This is a genomic window from Coleofasciculaceae cyanobacterium, assembly GCA_036703275.1.
Classification (GTDB): domain Bacteria; phylum Cyanobacteriota; class Cyanobacteriia; order Cyanobacteriales; family Xenococcaceae; genus Waterburya.
Genome location: DATNPK010000096.1, coordinates 152,605 through 170,362 on the forward strand (window position 1 = coordinate 152,605; position 17,758 = coordinate 170,362).

The 17,758-nt window shown below is 35.3% G+C and carries 15 protein-coding genes; 8 read left to right on the forward strand and 7 right to left on the reverse strand.

Annotated features, from left to right (window positions below):
• Positions 1 to 125: 125 nt before the first annotated feature.
• Both V6C71_19955 and V6C71_19960 read right to left on the reverse strand, forming a co-directional pair.
• Positions 126 to 944: a WecB/TagA/CpsF family glycosyltransferase gene (locus tag V6C71_19955; protein ID HEY9770731.1), complete on the reverse strand. Its 819-nt coding sequence runs from the start codon at positions 942 to 944 to the stop codon at positions 126 to 128.
• Positions 929 to 1,996 (reverse strand): NAD-dependent epimerase/dehydratase family protein, encoded by a 1,068-nt coding sequence (locus V6C71_19960; protein ID HEY9770732.1) that lies wholly within the window; start codon positions 1,994 to 1,996, stop codon positions 929 to 931. Before V6C71_19960 ends, V6C71_19955 begins: the two co-directional genes overlap by 16 nt.
• A gap of 379 nt (positions 1,997 to 2,375) precedes the next feature.
• Between V6C71_19960 and V6C71_19965 the strand changes: the two genes are divergently transcribed.
• The 7 genes from V6C71_19965 to V6C71_19995 all read left to right on the forward strand — a co-directional run bounded on the left by V6C71_19965 (position 2,376) and on the right by V6C71_19995 (position 10,242).
• A complete protein-coding gene (locus V6C71_19965; protein ID HEY9770733.1) occupies positions 2,376 to 3,551 on the forward strand; it encodes a hypothetical protein in 1,176 nt (391 codons plus the stop codon).
• Positions 3,552 to 3,561: 10 nt separating this feature from the next.
• Positions 3,562 to 4,968 (forward strand): flippase, encoded by a 1,407-nt coding sequence (locus V6C71_19970; protein HEY9770734.1) that lies wholly within the window; start codon positions 3,562 to 3,564, stop codon positions 4,966 to 4,968.
• 66 nt (positions 4,969 to 5,034) lie between these two features.
• Positions 5,035 to 5,892 (forward strand): sulfotransferase family 2 domain-containing protein, encoded by an 858-nt coding sequence (locus tag V6C71_19975; protein HEY9770735.1) that lies wholly within the window; start codon positions 5,035 to 5,037, stop codon positions 5,890 to 5,892.
• A 19-nt stretch (positions 5,893 to 5,911) separates the two neighbouring features.
• Positions 5,912 to 6,847, forward strand: a complete 936-nt coding sequence (locus V6C71_19980; GenBank protein HEY9770736.1) for a glycosyltransferase family 2 protein — start codon at positions 5,912 to 5,914, stop codon at positions 6,845 to 6,847.
• Positions 6,848 to 6,859: 12 nt separating this feature from the next.
• Positions 6,860 to 7,582: a CatB-related O-acetyltransferase gene (locus tag V6C71_19985; GenBank protein ID HEY9770737.1), complete on the forward strand. Its 723-nt coding sequence runs from the start codon at positions 6,860 to 6,862 to the stop codon at positions 7,580 to 7,582.
• A gap of 27 nt (positions 7,583 to 7,609) precedes the next feature.
• Positions 7,610 to 8,956 carry an O-antigen ligase family protein gene (locus V6C71_19990; protein ID HEY9770738.1) on the forward strand — a complete coding sequence of 449 codons (1,347 nt, stop codon included), beginning with the start codon at positions 7,610 to 7,612 and terminating at the stop codon, positions 8,954 to 8,956.
• A gap of 62 nt (positions 8,957 to 9,018) precedes the next feature.
• Positions 9,019 to 10,242 (forward strand): endo-1,4-beta-xylanase, encoded by a 1,224-nt coding sequence (locus V6C71_19995; protein HEY9770739.1) that lies wholly within the window; start codon positions 9,019 to 9,021, stop codon positions 10,240 to 10,242.
• A 9-nt stretch (positions 10,243 to 10,251) separates the two neighbouring features.
• Here the strand turns inward: V6C71_19995 and V6C71_20000 are convergent, their stop codons facing one another.
• Positions 10,252 to 11,223, reverse strand: coding sequence for a glycosyltransferase (locus V6C71_20000; GenBank protein ID HEY9770740.1), 972 nt, complete (start codon positions 11,221 to 11,223; stop codon positions 10,252 to 10,254).
• A 694-nt stretch (positions 11,224 to 11,917) separates the two neighbouring features.
• Here V6C71_20000 and V6C71_20005 point away from each other — a divergent pair.
• Positions 11,918 to 12,958, forward strand: a complete 1,041-nt coding sequence (locus tag V6C71_20005) for a hypothetical protein (GenBank protein ID HEY9770741.1) — start codon at positions 11,918 to 11,920, stop codon at positions 12,956 to 12,958.
• Positions 12,959 to 13,126: 168 nt separating this feature from the next.
• On the opposite strand, the gene V6C71_20010 is transcribed toward V6C71_20005, so the two are convergent.
• The 4 genes from V6C71_20010 to V6C71_20025 form a co-directional block, all read right to left on the reverse strand.
• Complete coding sequence (locus tag V6C71_20010; GenBank protein ID HEY9770742.1) at positions 13,127 to 13,894, reverse strand: hypothetical protein; 768 nt, start codon at positions 13,892 to 13,894, stop codon at positions 13,127 to 13,129.
• Positions 13,895 to 14,280: 386 nt separating this feature from the next.
• Positions 14,281 to 14,574 (reverse strand): polysaccharide biosynthesis C-terminal domain-containing protein, encoded by a 294-nt coding sequence (locus tag V6C71_20015; GenBank protein ID HEY9770743.1) that lies wholly within the window; start codon positions 14,572 to 14,574, stop codon positions 14,281 to 14,283.
• Entirely contained in the window at positions 14,558 to 15,112 is a 555-nt protein-coding gene (locus V6C71_20020; protein HEY9770744.1) for a hypothetical protein, read from the reverse strand. The genes V6C71_20015 and V6C71_20020 overlap by 17 nt, the downstream gene beginning before the upstream one ends.
• A gap of 444 nt (positions 15,113 to 15,556) precedes the next feature.
• Positions 15,557 to 17,731: a polysaccharide biosynthesis tyrosine autokinase gene (locus V6C71_20025; GenBank protein HEY9770745.1), complete on the reverse strand. Its 2,175-nt coding sequence runs from the start codon at positions 17,729 to 17,731 to the stop codon at positions 15,557 to 15,559.
• Between the last annotated feature and the right edge of the window lie 27 nt (positions 17,732 to 17,758).

Consider the following 17,758-nt stretch of genomic DNA (forward strand, 5'->3'; position numbering starts at 1 on the left):
ATTGTTAATAAATAAAATAACCCTGGCTAATAAATTATTTTGCTTACTCGAAATTTTACTTTTAGATACTCTCGAAACAAAATTACTAAAAATTACCTAATATTTTACCAAGATTCTAATTGTTTTTAGCCATAAGATTCAATCTTTTCCTTCCCATTAGGCATAGTAGGCACAAATTTTTTCAATCCTAAATATTGCTGCAAAATATTCCAAACGTAAAGTGGATTGAGAATTGCATAACGCTGCCAAAGTCTTTTAGGCTCTTGAACTAAGCGAAAAAACCATTCTAAGCCTGCATTTTGCATCCATTTAGGAGCTTGAGGTAATGTTCCAGCATGAAAATCAAAAGCAGCCCCGACAGCCAATACTGGTATGTTCAGCAAATTTCGATACTCATAAGCCCAAGTTTCTTGTCTAGGACAACCTAACCCAAGAAATACTGCATTAGCTCCAGATGCTTTAATTCGTTCAACTAGCTGTAAACGCTCTGAGTCAGAGAGTCGTCTAAATTTAGATTCCTCCATTCCGGCAATTTTGAATCCAGGATAGAGTCGTTTCAGGTTTTGAGCGAATTTTTCCAAAGTTTCTCTCTTGCTGCCATAAAGATAGATGCTCAATCTTTCTTTGGTAAAAGATTCAGCCACCTTAAGAGTTAGATTTGGTCCGTAAACGCGGTCAGGTAGATGCTTTCCATATAGCCAAGCCAGCGCCCACCGTATAGGTTGTCCATCTGGTACAACAATATCTAGACCATTTAAGCGTCTGGCATGAGTACTATCTAAAAATCCAGTCATTACACCATGTACCGCCAAAGCACTGACCGAACAAGGTTTTCTCTTTATAGCTGCTGCGGTAATTGCTGATACCGCAAAATCGTAATTAACAGCATTAATGTTGATGCCTAATATTGAATATTTTCCTAGATTAATCATTTGTGATTCCATCTTTCTACACCACTTTCGTAAATTTCGGATAAGATTTGGTGAATGTTGTATTTGAGCGACCAGTGAGGATAATGAGACTTGAACTTTGATAAATCGCTGATATACCAAATATGATCGCCACTACGGTTATCATCAGTATAGGAATAATCCAGTTTTCTCCCTGAAAGCTCTTGCGCCACTTCAATTGCTTCTAGCATCGAGCAATTGCTTTCTCTGCCACCACCAATGTTATAAACTTCAGCCACCCGAGGATTTTTATAAAACTCGTAAAAAGCAGCAATTAAATCTGAAGAATGAATATTATCGCGGACTTGTTTACCCTTGTAACCATAAATAGTGTATGGTTTACCAATGGCGGTGCATTTTACTAAGTAAGCTAGAAATCCATGAAGCTCTGTTCCTGAATGATTTGGTCCAGTTAAACAACCGCCCCTAAATGAAGCTGTGCGAATACCAAAGTAGCGTCCATACTCTTGAACTAGGACGTCAGCAGCAACTTTGGAAGCTCCAAATAAAGAGTGTTTACATTGGTCAATACTCATGTTTTCTGGTATTCCCACATGGTATTCATGAGCCGAATCAATTTCCCAGCGTTTTTCTAATTCTTTCAAGGGCAGAGAATTAGGCAGGTCTCCATATACTTTGTTAGTAGATGTAAAGATAAAAACGGCATCAGAACAGTATTCACGGGTTGCTTGCAAAAGATTTAGTGTACCATTGGCGTTAACCGTAAAATCCGAGAAAGGATCTTGAGCAGCCCAGTCATGAGACGGTTGAGCTGCCGTATGAATGATTAAAGAAATATCGTTGCCATAATGTTGGAAAATTTCTTTGATTTTGTCGTAATCTCGTATGTCTACTTCACGGTGCTGGTAATTATCGAGTTCTTTTTCTAATCTTTGGCGATTCCACTTTGTTGAAGCTTCTTCCCCAAAGAAAAACTTACGCATATCATTGTCAATGCCAACAACATTCATTCCCAAGTTATTAAAAAACCTGACCGCTTCTGATCCGATTAATCCAGCAGAACCAGTAATAATTGCTACACCCATAATTTAATTCTTCAATTGTGATTGTCCAATAAGTTCAAAACGAAGCTCTAACTAATGACTCAGGAATTTTTAATTCTACTATACTATTTTAGGTGATTACTACTAAGTATATTTACTTTAAATTTTTTGCCATAATACAATAAACTTATGATTATGTCGATAGCCAATCGGTCAAATTTCTGAATCTAAAACTTGGGCAAAAAAACTGAACCAAAAATAGGATTTTTTAGCGAACAATTCACTTCAAACGAATACAAAGATAGTCAGAATAAGGTTGATTTTTTGCTAGTATTCAATTATTTTTGGTAGGTTAGGATTAACTAGTTATTTCTACTGAGTGTTTAGAGATTATTTAAGATATTGTTGAGTCGTCATAGTTATGCTTATTGGAATTATTGAAGTTAGCGAACCCAACCATTATTCAGCGGTCAACGGTTTACTAAAAACTTATGCCAGCAATCTGAACAATGAAATAATTGTCTACACTTTGCCTTCAATACAGAAAGCTCTAGAAGAAAATGGCTTGCCAAATAACTCTAGTTTAGTAGTCTTAGAACGAGGGCAATCTTTAAAAAAATTGCTCGGCGATCTGGAAAAAATCGCTTTCGATCGGATACATGTTTGTACTATATTTGATAATTATTTTGAGTTCTCACAATTTAAACCTCAGACTAAAGAAATATTTTTCCACGTTCACCAATGTGAAGAATGGTACAAAGATAATTTCAGCAGAGCTATTAATACTTTAGTTCCCAGCTTAAAGAACAAAGATCAAAATAGGGCTTATTCACGTATTGTGGCTCGTGCAGCTGTAGACTATTTAATTTATAGGCCGATTAGGAAAAAAATGCTGGTTCAATATGAACAAAATTATCGGCTACAACTTATAGTTCATAGTCAAGGACAGAAAGAAGCTTTACTAGAGTATTCATGCAAGTCTCCAATCACGGTATTTCCCTTTGCGATCTATGAAGGAATGGAAGATAATTCTCAATCAAATGAGCTTCTAACTATCTGCATACCTGGAGTTATTACTCAAGCTAAAAGAGATTATCTAGGATTATTTAAAGCGCTACAGCAAAACTCCCAGACTTTAAGCGATCGCATTTATCTAGAACTTCTGGGATACGTTAGCGATCGCGAGAAAGAATCAATGGGTAGAGCTATTGCTAATTTAATTGATTCTGGATATAAGGTTCATTATCGCGATTCATTTGTCTACGGCCAAGAATTCGACCAGGCGATCGCAAATTGCGATCTTTTGCTCAACAATCAGTTTATTAACAAAAACAGTACTGAAGTGTATGGCAAAACGAAAGAGTCTGGCATGATCTTTAATATGCTTAGGGCAGCCAAACCAGGAATCTTACCCAAGGAATACAATGTTTCTTCAGAATTTCAGGACTGTAGCTTATTTTTCGATAGCTATCCGCATCTAATCGAGATTATTACCGCAGTGTTAGATAATCCAGCACAATTGAAGCAGTTAAAAGCGGCCGCTAAAGAATTATCAGTTAGCTATTTACCTCAAAATCTTTATTCAAGATTGATGTGAAATATTGCTAATGATTCCCCGAAACGTGGGACAAATGGGATTGATTTTCAAAATTCAAATGCTTAACAAATTAAAATCATTCAATGAAAAATTAAGCCCAGGATTCAGGAAGATAATCTCTAACATAGGTTGGTTATCCGCCGAACGCATTGTCATGATGACTCTGTCTCTTTTTGTCGGCATCAATGTAGTGCGATATCTTGGTCCAGTCAATTATGGAAAATTAAGCTACAGTATTAGCTTTGCAGGTTTACTAGGCGCGATCGCTAAATTGGGTCTAGATCAAATTGTCGTCCGCAATCTAGTCAAAGAAGAAAAGTTTACCCAGGAAATATTGGGGACAGCTTTTTGGCTGAAGTTAGTTGGCTCTTTGTTCACAGCTGCTTTGATTGGTATTGGTATCTGGACTTTCAATAATGATAGTCAAATTCGCTGGATGACTCTAATTATTGGGGCAGGTTTGGGTTTTACCGCCTTTGAAACTATCGACTTTTGGTTTCAGTCAAAAGTCTTATCCAGACCAATGGCTTTAGTCAGAAGTGGACAATTAATTTTGACTAGTACAATTAAACTAGTATTGATTTTCAGTAAATTTCCTTTAATGGCATTTGCCTGGGTATATATGGCAGAATTTGCCTTTAAAGCGATCGGCATGGTGTGGGTTTATCATCAACGCCGTCAATCTATTTTCCGCTGGCAGGTTAGTCGTTCAAAAGCGATAGAATTGCTCCAAGATTCATGGCCGCTAATTTTGTCTGGCGTAATGATTTTGATCTACATGAAGATCGATCAGGTAATGCTGGGTAATATGACAGGAGATCGAGCCGTAGGTAACTACGCAGCAGCAGTTAAACTATCCGAACCCTGTTATTTTATTTCTACAGCAATCTGTTCTTCTATATTTCCTGCACTAATTCAGGCTAAACTAAAAAACCAACAAGAATATCAGAATAAAATACAGCGGCTATATGATTTGATGGCTTGGCTTTCTTTGATGATTGCCGTTCCTATGACTTTTGTCTCAGATATTGTGGCTACTACTTTGCTCGGTCAAGAATATGCCGAGGTAGGAACAATACTAGCCTTGCATATTTGGGCAAGCCCATTTGTCTTTTTAGGTATTGCTCGTAGCAAATGGCTAATGGCTGAAAATTATATTAGATTTAACTTTGTGGCAACTTCATTAGGAGCTATATCTAATATAATTTTAAATTTCTGGTTAATTCCTAACTATGAAGGTATTGGAGCAGCGATCGCTACTGTAATCTCATATGCTATTTCATCTCACGGATCCTGTATTTTTTACCCTCCTATTTATAGCAATAGCATTCTGTTATATAAAGCCTTGTTCGTTCCATTTCGTATCCGCCAAAACCTAATTTATTTAAATCGTGTTAAACAAGCTCTTTTGAAGTAAATTTGCTTACACTATTAATTCACGGTATATTATCTTACTGTATATTATTGATATACGATTGTATTTATGACCAATTACAACCAAGGACAAACTATCGTTTTTCTGCACATTCCTAAGACAGCAGGTACAACACTTCATCTAATTATTGAACGCCAGTATAACTCGGGAAAAATTGTTACAATTCACACTCCTGTAGAAAACGCAGCACAAATAAGCCGAATACAAAAGCTTACCCCTACTCAGCAACAGCAAGTGCGGGTAATTAAGGGTCATACCTTCTGGGGATGGCATCAGTTGTTGCCTGAATCCTGTGCCTACTTTACTTTATTGCGCAATCCCGTCGAGCGATTTATTTCTAACTACTATTTTTTGCTTAAAAAAGAAGGTCATCCACTTGGCCAAAAGCTTTTAGAAGAGAAGGTAACTATAGAGGATTTTGTTAACTGGACTGGCGAAGATAATTACCAAACTAGATTTCTGGCCAAAAATATTGGAGAAGGTAATTTAGATATCAAAGGAAGTGAATGCACCCGTGAAACCCTAGAGCGAGCAAAAAGAAATTTGAGGGAAAACTTCGCTGTCGTTGGCATAGTAGAAGAATTTGACAAAACCTTATTGCTACTCAAAAAGACCTTTGGTTGGAAAAATATTTTTTACAAGGTCAAAAACAAAAATAAACAACGACCTTCTAACAATTTGATTCCTCAAAAAACATTAAAGCTAATAAAAGAAAAAAATAAACTCGATTTAGAACTATATAATTATGCTACCGAAACTTTGCAAACTACGATTAAAAATCAGGGTAATTCCTTTGAAGAAGAAGTTCAAAACTTTCAAAAAATAAATGACTCTTCATTAGGTCAATTCTCGGCTTTGATGTCTTCTTCTGCTAGTAAAGTTCAAAAAATAATTAGTTTTATCTAAACTTCAGAGGAAAATTAAGATGGCTAACTTTCAGCTCAAAACTCCAGTTGCTTTTATAATCTTTAAACGACCTGATACTACCGAAAGAGTATTCGAGGCAATTCGTCGGGCTAGACCATCTAAGCTTTTTGTCATTGCCGATGCTCCTCGTCCAGACAGACCTGGAGAAGCTGAAAAGTGTGTTGCTACTAGGGCAATTATAGATCGGGTTGATTGGGATTGCGATGTATTGAAGAATTATGCACAAGTTAACTTAGGCTGTGCTAAACGAGTTTCTAGCGGTTTGAGTTGGGTATTTGAGCAAGTGGCAGAAGCCATTATTTTGGAAGATGATTGTTTTCCCCATCCTTCTTTTTTTCGCTATTGTGAAGAGCTACTAGAGTATTATCGCTACGATCGGCGAGTTATGTCTGTTGCTGGGTCTAATTTTCAGTTTGGAGCTAAAGTAACTGACTATAGTTATTATTATTCCTGTTATCACGATTGTTGGGGGTGGGCGACCTGGAAACGAGCTTGGCAATACTTTGATTTTGAGATGAAACTTTGGTCAAAATTTAAAGATACTAACTTTCTGCCAGATAAACTAGCAAATGTAAATGCTGCTAAATATTGGTCAAAATATTTCCAGCTTACGTATGAGGGAAATAAGGATAGTTGGTTTTATCGTTGGCTTTTTTGTTGCTGGATGCAAAGTGGTTTTGCTATTGTACCTAAAGGAAACTTAATTTCTAATCTTGGCTTTGGTTTAGAAGGAACTCATACTCTAGAAGATAGTCCTTTTGCCAATCTACCAATAGAAGCAATGGATTTTCCTCTGCTTCATCCACCTTTTACTATTCGAAATAGGGAAGCTGATAGATTAAATCAGAAAAAAAGATTTGATATTGAAACAAATATTATGATACGTATTAAGCAAAAAATTATAAAGCTCAGAAAAAAAATAGCTAGTCAATAGGATTTATTCAAAATGTTTGATTTAAAGATATCTGGCTTTTTGACTTTACTTAGAAATAGGCTTAATAATCCAACTCTAGAACATTTACATTATGTGTACAATTGGTGGCGTAACAAACTGAGATATCCTCAAATAGAGCAAAGATATTTGGCAATTATCAGCCGAAATTCTTCTTTGGGCAAAAATATCAAAATAGATAAAAAATCTTTAGTAGTAGAATCTCAGATAGATTCTTATAGCTATATTTCAGAAAATACAACTATTTATACAACTTCTATCGGCAAGTTTTGTTGTATCGGAGCTAATTGTACAATCGGATTAGCTGCACACCCAACTAGAGATTTTGTTTCTAGTCATCCAATCTTTTTTTCAACCAAAAAGCAAATTGGATTTACTTTTGCCGATCGAGATTATGTTGAAGAAATGCCAGAATGTAAGATTGGTAATGATGTTTGGATTGGCAATAATGTTTTGATTCTCGGAGGAGTTAATATTGGTAACGGTGCAATTATAGCTGCCGGAGCAGTTGTAACTAAAGATGTACCTCCTTATGCTATCTACGGTGGCGTACCTGCCAAACTAATTCGTTATAAATTCGATCGAGAAACCATTGAGTTTCTTCAAAAATTTAAATGGTGGAATAAAAATGAACAATGGCTGAGAAATAACTTTAAAGATTTTCATAACATTAATAAATTTATGGATTTAGCTAAGGAAAACGATTTTCTAGTGTAAAAAAGATGCTTTGAAGCCAGACTTGTTATGAAAGACCTTATTTTATATCCGCCTATCTTAGGGGCAGTACTAATTGGTTTAGCTGCTAGTTTTATTATCCTATTTTATCTTACAAAAGATAAAGTTATAACTTCTATTTTTGAAAAATTAGCCGTCTATATTTTTTTATTTGTTGTATCTGGAGTTACAACATTTCCTTTTTCTCATTTAGATCTTGCTTCTTTAGGAACTCATGAGAAAACTCTGTTTTCAGCGATTTTCTTGTTGCTGGTATATGCTGCTATATTTATTCTTTTAAGAGTTCGCATCAGCCAAATTCTGTCAAATATAATAATTCTTTTTCAGCAAAAGTATCTAAGCATATATCTCGGTCTAACATTCTTTTCAGCTTGCTGGTCAGCAACTCCCTGGTTAACTTTAAGAGCAGCAATATCTTTAATACTTATTAGCAGTTTTGCAGTTTACTTTGCCAAGAAGTATAATTGGCGACAAATTCTTGAATTATTACGCTGGAATCAAACATTTGTAGCTATTTTTAGTGTCTATCTATCTATCTTTGTGCCTTCGGAAGGACAAATAGAAAAGGGGTGGGCAGGAGCTATTGGTCATCCGATTAATTTAGGTAATATGATGGCATTAACTGCTACGTTATGGTTACTAAACGCTATTCACAATCCAAAATATCTCAAGCGATCGCTATTGTTTTGTGTTCTAAGCATTACTGTTATGCAACTAGCTAATTCCGCTGGAGCATTTATAGTTTTTCTTTCTTTAATAGTAATTGTATTTATTCCGCCAATATTTAGAAGGCTAACTTTTTTACAAGCTAATTTTTTGTTTACATTTATTTTGTCAGTATTTACCATACCAAGTATCTGGTTATTCAGCAACTTTAGCAATACGATGTCTCTATTAGATAAAGATGTGACTTTTACAGGAAGAGTTCCTTTATGGAATTTATTAATTGAAAAAATTGTTCGAGAACGCCTTTGGTTAGGCTATGGATATTCTGGTTTTTGGCAACCCTGGCAAGGTTCAGATAACCCTGCTGCCCAAGTATTCCGTTTGATTGGAGATTGGGCAGTTCATGCTCATAATGGATTTTTAGACATTTTTTTGAGTGTGGGTTTGATCGGACTTACATTATTTACTTTGTCTTTTTTAGGTAACATTAATAGGGCAATGAGATTAATATTTAGCAATCGAAGCCCTGAATCAGCTCTACCTCTAATCATTTTAACTTTTGTGTTCGTGAGCAACCTTTCTCAAACCTCAATTATATCCCCTGGCTATACCTGGTTTTTATATGTAATAACGACAGTTGGATTACAGATCGTTAGCAAAAAGAAGGAAAGATATTTAAGTTGGTCTTAAAACAACACTTTGACTCCTTAAATTACTTTAGATCTAAGCTCTAATATAGAAACTTCAGATATATGGCCAAAAAACGTAAATCAATACCAAGACGAGCTTTTCTACTTGGATTAAGCGCTTTAGCAGTTTTGGCTACTTTGGTAACAGCGCGGAAGTTCAAGTTCAAAAAACAGCGAACTTTGGAAACAGATGACCTGAAAGAAGATTTTTCAGCAGTTGGAACAACACCATTAGGCGATCGCGCTGCTGCCCAAGGATTGTTATATGGAGCATTTCCTCAGGCGGGATACCAGGATTTTGTTGAAGATCCACTATTTCAATCTCAGCTTGTAGAAGAGTGTCGTCTATTAGTCACTGGTTTTTACTGGAATTGGGGCGGTGTTCGTCCCAGCGAGAGTACATACGACTTTACTGCAACTGACTATTTTGCTCAATTTGCCGCCGATAACAATATGTTATTAAGAGGGCATCCTTTAGTATGGTATCGCACTACCCCTGATTGGTTGCTCGACAAATTTAATAATCCTAGTATGACTATTCAAGAAATAGAAAATATTCTTACCGATCACATTGCAACTGTAGTAGGAAGATATGCAGGTAAAGTTCATTCTTGGGATGTAGTCAATGAAGCAATTAACGTTGAGGATGGTCGAGGTGATGGATTCCGAGATACAAAGATAAGTGGTATAAATGACAAAAAGTCTTTAAATTGGCTCGATTTTCTAGGTATAGATTACATCGATCTTGCTTTTCAAATTGCCTCACAAGCCGATCCCCGAGCAATGCTTACCTATAACGAATTTGGGTTAGATTACAATATTGCAGAAGATGAAGCTAAAAGAACTGCTACATTAAAACTGCTAGAAAATTTAAAAGCTAAGGGAACTCCAGTTCATGCTTTTGGTATTCAGGCTCATTTAGATGCCACTAGAAATGATGATTTCAGTCCTCAAAAGTTGCGTCAATTTCTCCAAGATGTGGCTGATTTAGACTTGAAAATTATTATCTCTGAGCTAGATGTAAGAGATAGATTTCTCCAAGGAGATATTGCCAGTCGCGATCGCGCTGTTGCCCGTGCCTATAGTGATTTTCTTTCTGTTGCTCTAGATGAACCAGCGGTAGTTGCTGTAGCTACTTGGGGTCTAAGCGATCGCTATACTTGGACAAAAGACAAACTCCGTCCAGATGGCACTTTCCAGCGACCTTTACCTTTAGACGCTCGACTAAATCGGAAGCTGGCTTGGAAGGCGATCGCTCATGCTTTTGATAACGCACCCAGACGTTGAAATATATAACTAATCAATAAATTTAATTAGTTCAGCAATTTTTTGTTTGACTGACATATTCCATTGATTACGATACTCACTTAAATCCATTTCTTTGAGGGATAATTCTTTAATCGCGTTAATTATCGATTCTGAAGAATTTTCGACTAACACTGCCCATTCTCCAAACAATTTTTCAGTTAATGATGTCTTACTAATAACTAGTTGAGTATTAGAAGATAAAGCTTCACAAGCGCCACTAGGTTGAGTTGCATCACTGGTAGTCAAAACCAAGGATGCCAAACTAGAACACAACACTTGATGATATTCTGCTGTTGCCAAAAAACCAGTAAGCTTAACATTACTTAATTTTCTGAGTTTGGCTGCTGTTTCTAAAGCAAGTTTGTCAGGATCGGCAGTAATAATAAAATTAAAATCAGTCAATGCTGCCATAGTTTCAATTAATAAATCTACTGGTTCATCCCAAGGATCGAAAGAAGCAATGACTAATATTTGTTTTGGATGGCGTTGTTGAGGTTGAGCTGGTTTGATTGATTCAATTGGATCGCAAATAGTAAATAGTTGAGCTGAGGGATAACTATTTTTGACCAAATCAAACATTTCTGTATTATGAACAATTATCCCTAAAGCATTATGGAGTATGGTTTTGCTCAGAGGCATATTTTGCCACATTGCCACTTGAAACAATGGATTGTGAGCATCAATCATGTATGGAGTCTTGGTGAGCCAAGGGGCAAGTGCGCTAAAAGTAGGAGGACATTGAGCAACAACAAAATCAGGTTTTTTGAGCCAGATATCTTTAACGCTTACTATTAATTTAATTAAATAATCAAGCGGACGCAAATATTTATTTTTAAATAAATGGGGAATAAATTTTAGTTCGCAGTTTATTAGAGATGCCAAAACTTCGGGTCTTCTTTGATATTTTTTCCAAACGAGGAACAAACCAGAAGATTTTTTATTTACTATGCGATCAGACATTGTTATAAATTCTTACTAGCTCGAATTGTTAAAAGTGTATAATTTTTGGTAATATATTAAATTTTGATGTCTAAGCTAATATTGCAATAATTTAGATAATTTAATCGTCAGAGATTTTTACAATAACAAGTCAAAAAATTTACTTACATAGCTTCATTTTTTGACGAAAGGACACGACATATTGTATCAGATATAGCTATAATTGACTACTTGATTTTATTAATTTGGCATTGATAATTGGTAAAAGCAATTTTTAATACGTTTATAAAACAGGGTAATTTAATCAAAGTATTTTCAGTTTTATTTGATGATATGTGTTTGATTTTAAAGTAAGAACAATTAAAATAAAATATTTTACTTTTAAAGCGTCAATGAAATTTTGGCTTAATTTACGTTTACTTATAGTTAAAGCTGACTTAGTATGATTTTGTTGAATTACTTATACATTTTATTTAACTTAATTTAATTTCTTTTTTGAAGGTTACAAATGAAACAATATTTATTTTATTAGCGTAATTTGTTAATAAATCACAAGTGACCTTAATTAAAACTTATATTTAAATTAAGGCAAAAACATCTTTTCTTTAGCCAAATTAATATAAACGTATTAGCTGCATTAAACCTAAATTAACTGTATAGTTGGTTAACTATATTTTTCATTGATAATCTAAATTTTACTTTAAGCAATTGGAAAATGAAAATATTCACTTTTAATGCTTCTCAAGATACTCGTGTCGAAATATTATGGTCACTTAGACCTAAAAACCGAGATAAAATATTTGCCGAATATATTACTGAAAATAAATATACTGAAGTTAATTCAATTCAAGACTGCCAGGTAGCTATTTATCCTCGAAAAGCTTTTCATCCAGAAACTTTAGCTTTTGACAACTCTGTATACGACGCTGCTTATCAAGCAGAAAAATATCAAAAACCACTGATTATTGATGCTACTTGCGATTCTGATGTTTTTTTAGATATACCAACTGCAAAAATTTTACGCTGTGGACTATATAAAAGCTTAAAACAAACATTTGAAACAGAATGTCCTTTTTGGAGCAACTTTAGAACCAAAAGTAGCTTGGATTTATTAAAAATATTGCCAAAACAAAAAAAACCAGCAGTTAGTTTTTGTGGAACTACATCTTCAATTGGCAAACTATCACAAATAGGAAAAGTCTTATTACCTATACAGACAGCCAAATTAGTTTTATCGTCAGGAAAAATATCTCGTAAAATCGATATAAGATTGAGAGAAGGAATGAGTCTCAAGCTTCGGGAAACTGCAATAAAATTACTAACTATAGATCGACGTATAAATAGCTATTTTGATGTCACTAACCCCCAGCAAAGTTATTACAATAAAGATGAAAGCAATCGAATTAAGCTAGAAAACTTATTTGTAGACAACATCAGCAAATGTGACTATGTATTATGTGTCAGAGGTACCGGCAATTACTCAGGACGATTCTACATGGCTTTAAATGCGGGACGTATACCAGTTGTAATTGATACAGATATTGTTATTCTCTTTGAAAACAAGCTTCATTTAGTCAAGGTTTCAGTAAAATCTATCGAAAAAATTGGAGATTATATTTTAGAACATTTTGAAACAACATCTGAAGCGGAATTAGAGATAATGAAACAGGAAAATCGTAATGTTTATCATCAATATATAGCTCCAGATAAATTTTTACCTAACTTTTTACGTAATGTATCTGAATCGCCAATTTAAAAATTATTTTTAATTCAATTATTAAATAAATCAAATTAAATATTAAATGATTATAAGCAACTAAACATATTTAAGTATTAAGATTAATTGTATTTGAGCAGCATTCAAACAACCTTTTATTTAATCTTAGTTAGTTAATTAAGTAAATATAATCAGCTTAATCCAATTTTAGATTATTTTATTCTTACCACTGGAATTTACTGATGGTTGAAAAGATAGAGAAAGATGTAATTCTGTTAGTTGAGATTGAATATAGGTTAACAATCCACGAATAAATATTACTATGCCTAACATCTCCAGTGTCTCTTCGATACTATAAGCTATTCCATAAAATATGTTCTTGTATCCGTAAGTATCGGCAATATATCCCCCGATTAGCTCTATACCTAACGCTCCACTAATATAAACTGCACCTGAGGCAATAAACAAAACTTTAATTTTAAGAGGAAGACTAAAGATAAATTTTCTAAATATAACTAAAAAAACTATTAGTAAGATAAACGCAGGCACAACCCAGGTGAAATACAAAATGCCCTTGGCATTTATAGCATGTCTTAAAAAAGGAATTGATGTTTCGTGAATACTACAAACTTCATCAATAGCTAAAATTATAAAAATTATTGATAATGCCTTCCAATGCTTAACATATCTGGCGTTTTGAGATTTTTTAATTAGAGTAATAATAGCTAATAAATAGCTAGAGAAACCTAACGCTAAAGCTGAATATAAAGTGGGAAAATTTGATTCTTGATCAAAATTAAAATAGAGAGAATTCACTTGACTACCGATAGTAGCTCTTAGCCAGTGAACAATCACTCTCTCTCCAAGATTAAATAAGATTAACAATCCGATTACTAAAAGCAAGAATTTGGTAACTTTTTGTGGCGATAAATTATATGCAGGCAGCTCAAAATGACTAGATCTTGTCGATCTCATAAATTTTGGATTGGTGCGGTTTTCAATGTCATTATATTAATCTTAGGTTAACTTTTCAATAACTTTACTTAAACTAAATTTTAGCTTCACATAATTTATACAGGTCTAATTTAAGCTGTATCATCAATCAAATCCCACAACAGAGGCAGCAAAACAACAGCTTTCTAAAAGCTAATCATGGGTTGATCGATCGCGCGACCAAATACTTTGATAGCCTAGCAATGATACATTTAATCGAGTTTTCCGTTAATTGATGAAGCTACTTATCAAAGAAAAACTAAATTTTGAGCTTTGCTGTTCCAGCTGTTCCAATAATCAAATGCCGTAGCTTAATTTTTTGGTGATTTTTGTGAATCAAAACTAAATTGAGTTTGACAATCTAGTTCTTAAGCAGGCTGTCTAGAGTATTTAAAGACAAAAGCCCAGAGAAAAATCATCAACAAGCATTCCGAGGCAATTGTTGCCCAAATAGCGCCATGCCAAGCGTAAAGAGGAATTAGCCAGAAGTTTAATAGAGCATTGATCACGGCTGCCATAACTTGAGCAATACTTCTAGCACTTTGATAATTCGCCCCAGTTAAAGTATCAGCTGCAAAGCAATGCATAGTCCTAAAAAAGATTGTCGGAGATAGCCAAATCAATGCCCAAGCAGATTGCTGATACTTAGAGCCTAAGATCAAAGGTAATAAAGGCCCAAAAACAATGAGTCCTAGAATAGCTATTAACGAATATGCTAAAGATAAAGGCCCCTGTGATCGAAATTGTATTCATTATTCCATACTCAGGAATTAGTAAGGCAAACAAAAAGCTAAAAAATACTGCAATACCAAAAACCCAACCGTATATTTTTAGCTGCTGTTCAAACGTATAGCGAGAACCTAGGTAGATACCAAAAAAGGTTGTTCCCAGTAATGCTATTACTTTTCTAAATGATATTGCTGGAATAGACGACCATGAAATCGAAGCGATCGCCAAACCAATTAAAAATAGCAGCCAAAGATTTGTTCTCAAAAAAGCTAACGATCTTTGCCAACGAAATGTCAGCAAACCTATAGTGACAAAGTATATTAATATAAAAATAAGGCGGAGCAATGGACTATCTATATCTGCTTCCTCAGAGCTGCCACTGCCTAAGATAATCGGATAAAATCCTTGTGAAAACAAGAGCAGCGATACAATAGAAAATACGTTTTCCAAAGAGCGAATTGAGTATTTCATGATCCTGGTTTAATCAAAAGATATTTTCTATCATCAATCTTAAATTTTTTTGTACTACAAAAGCGATCGCTTTTTCAAAACTACTGTTTGATTATTGAGTTTCAACTAATTAACATTTAAATTGGGCTAGCTCACTTTCCCCACTTAAAATTTAAGCAAACTAACTATTAAAAAAAATCTCAGCGAAATTTAGTTTGGCTAATTAAGCTTAAATTATGATGGAGCGTATATGTCCGTGCATGATTTGCGACGCGAAGCTTATCCGTGATAGACTAGCTTCGCGTCGCGCACTTTTGCGCTTCGCGTCCTTCGCGCCACACTAACTACGTGTCGTTAGTAATTTCATCGATTATATTGATCTACCAACAGCTAAATCGCAGTTTAGCCAGACAAACTCAACTTTAATAATGATGTTATTGCAAAATCAGGCTAGTTAGCAAAAAATTAAATGTCCCTCTTGGTAGAATAGTAGCTACTGTAATGGTAGGGTTCTCGATTCATATTTGCTCCGTTGACCACTACACCCAAAACTTTTTGTCCAGTACTATCTAGCATTTTTTTAGCAGCCGTAGCACTGCTATAGTCTGCCACTCCAGGACGTACTACGAATAAGAAGCCATCTATTAGTTTGCCGATAATTTTGGTATCGGCAATACCGATAATCGGCGGCGTATCAAAGATAATTTGATCGTAATAATTAGAAACGCTGTTGAGAAAATCTTCGAATAATCGAGAATCTAGTAGCGAGATCGGATGTCCAGGAATCGTGCCTGAGGTTAAAACATCCAAATTAGGCATTACATTTTGCACGCTCTCTTGCCATTCAATTTCATGGTTGAGAATATTGCTAAGACCGGTTTGATTAGAGATTTCCCAAATGTGATGTTGAGTTGGACGACGCATATCTGCATCTACCAATAAAATTCGCTGACCACATTGAGCGCGAGCCACTCCTAAATTGGCAGATACCGAAGACTTTCCTTCTTGGGGAACAGAACTAGTGACAGCAATGACTTTTTTCTTAGCATCAGCATCAAGCAGCTTTAAGTTTACCTGAATATTTTGATAAGCTTCTTTGAGAGGCATCATCGATATTTCGCTTGCTGTTTGTGTTGGGAGTGCTTTTTCACTACCAACCAGCTGAAGCTGTTTGTTGTCTCCTGTCAAATTTAAGTCAGGTACTACACCATGAAGAGGGTAGGCAAACAAATTCTCAACTTCTTGGGTGTTTTTGATTGTATTGTCTTTAAGATCTAACAAAAAAGCGATCGCCGTACCGAACAAAACCCCCATCATCGCCCCCGCTGCTAGAATTATCTTGCCGCTGGGGTTGACCGTATCTTCAGCGATCGCAGCATCAGCAATTACACGAACTTTCTCAACGTCTCGATTCCCGATGATTCCTGTCTCTTTTTGTTTGTTTAACAGTGTTTCATAAGTTGATGTCGCAGCGTTAAGCTTACGCTCTAGTTCTCTTTGTTGCTCTTGCAGTTGGGGAGACAAGTTAGATCTTTTTGTATAGGTATCATAAGCACTTTTGAGGGATACCAGTCTTTGATCTAAGCCTTCTTTTTGCAATCCTAGATTGGCAAACTCGGTTAATTGCGCCTGCTTGAGATCTCCTAAGCTCAGAATATTAATATTGCTAGCCAAACCCTGCTGTTGAGCACCCAAGGTACTAGCAATTTCTCGTTCTAAAAGATCAGTTAAGTCTGCCTGTTCCTCTTTTAAGCTAATAATTTGAGGAGCATTATCTGACAGGAAGTTGCGTTTTTGCGCTAACTGCACCTTAGCTTTTTGTAGCTGACTTAATGTTTGCTGCACGCTCACAGACTGACTTAGAGAACTTACAGCAGAGGCCTCTTGCCAACTCATACCCAATTGACTTTGCAATCTGCTGTATCGGGCATTAACATCATTCAATTCAGCATTTACCTGGTTCAGCTGATTTTCAATCTGGGAAATTGAATCAATCGCAGCATCAATCTGTCCTTCTAGATTAGAAATACCATTGCGATTTTTAAATAGGCGCAGATTTTCCTCTGCCTGTCTAACGGCATCTTCTGTTTTTGGTAGTTCTTTGTCAATAAAATCTCTAGCTTTTGAAGTCTCTTCGCTATTGAACAACGCATAATCTTCAGAATATAGTTCCACTACTCGTTTGACAAAGGAAACGGCTACATCTGGATTGGGATCTTCATAGGTAACCTGTAGCAAATCAGTACCAATAATCGGCTCAACTTTAAGGGAGCTGTTAACTTTTTTATAGCTTAAAGGTTCGCCATCTTCTGATTTGAGGTCAAGTTCTGTAACGACCCTTTCGACAATTGGTCGAGACTGAAGAATTTTGGCTTCAGTCTCTATGGGGTCTTTGTCCTGTTGAAACAATTTTTTTTCTTCTGGGCTGCCATCGGGAATACCAATTATTTTAGAGGTACGATCTGGCTTAATTAATAACTGAGCTTCTGCTTGATAAACATCCTCTGAAGCCAAAGCCGCTACCAATGAAAGAGCTAAAATTCCAGCGAAGGTTGCTGTTGCAGGAATCCAGCGACGCTTCAGAACTTGCCAATATTGGTTAAAGTCTATATGTTCCTCTATATGTAAGTTAGAATCCATAAATTTTAATTGATGAACTTACTGTAT

Bases quoted from the DNA above. Each gene is read 5' to 3' on its own strand.
- V6C71_19955 (HEY9770731.1), bottom strand. From the start codon at position 944: ATGGAATCACAAATGATTAATCTAGGAAAATATTCAATATTAGGCATC.
- V6C71_19960 (HEY9770732.1), bottom strand. From the start codon at position 1,996: ATGGGTGTAGCAATTATTACTGGTTCTGCTGGATTAATCGGATCAGAA.
- V6C71_19965 (HEY9770733.1), top strand. From the start codon at position 2,376: ATGCTTATTGGAATTATTGAAGTTAGCGAACCCAACCATTATTCAGCG.
- V6C71_19970 (HEY9770734.1), top strand. From the start codon at position 3,562: ATGATTCCCCGAAACGTGGGACAAATGGGATTGATTTTCAAAATTCAA.
- V6C71_19975 (HEY9770735.1), top strand. From the start codon at position 5,035: ATGACCAATTACAACCAAGGACAAACTATCGTTTTTCTGCACATTCCT.
- V6C71_19980 (HEY9770736.1), top strand. From the start codon at position 5,912: ATGGCTAACTTTCAGCTCAAAACTCCAGTTGCTTTTATAATCTTTAAA.
- V6C71_19985 (HEY9770737.1), top strand. From the start codon at position 6,860: ATGTTTGATTTAAAGATATCTGGCTTTTTGACTTTACTTAGAAATAGG.
- V6C71_19990 (HEY9770738.1), top strand. From the start codon at position 7,610: ATGAAAGACCTTATTTTATATCCGCCTATCTTAGGGGCAGTACTAATT.
- V6C71_19995 (HEY9770739.1), top strand. From the start codon at position 9,019: ATGGCCAAAAAACGTAAATCAATACCAAGACGAGCTTTTCTACTTGGA.
- V6C71_20000 (HEY9770740.1), bottom strand. From the start codon at position 11,223: ATGTCTGATCGCATAGTAAATAAAAAATCTTCTGGTTTGTTCCTCGTT.
- V6C71_20005 (HEY9770741.1), top strand. From the start codon at position 11,918: ATGAAAATATTCACTTTTAATGCTTCTCAAGATACTCGTGTCGAAATA.
- V6C71_20010 (HEY9770742.1), bottom strand. From the start codon at position 13,894: ATGAGATCGACAAGATCTAGTCATTTTGAGCTGCCTGCATATAATTTA.
- V6C71_20020 (HEY9770744.1), bottom strand. From the start codon at position 15,112: ATGAAATACTCAATTCGCTCTTTGGAAAACGTATTTTCTATTGTATCG.
- V6C71_20025 (HEY9770745.1), bottom strand. From the start codon at position 17,731: ATGGATTCTAACTTACATATAGAGGAACATATAGACTTTAACCAATAT.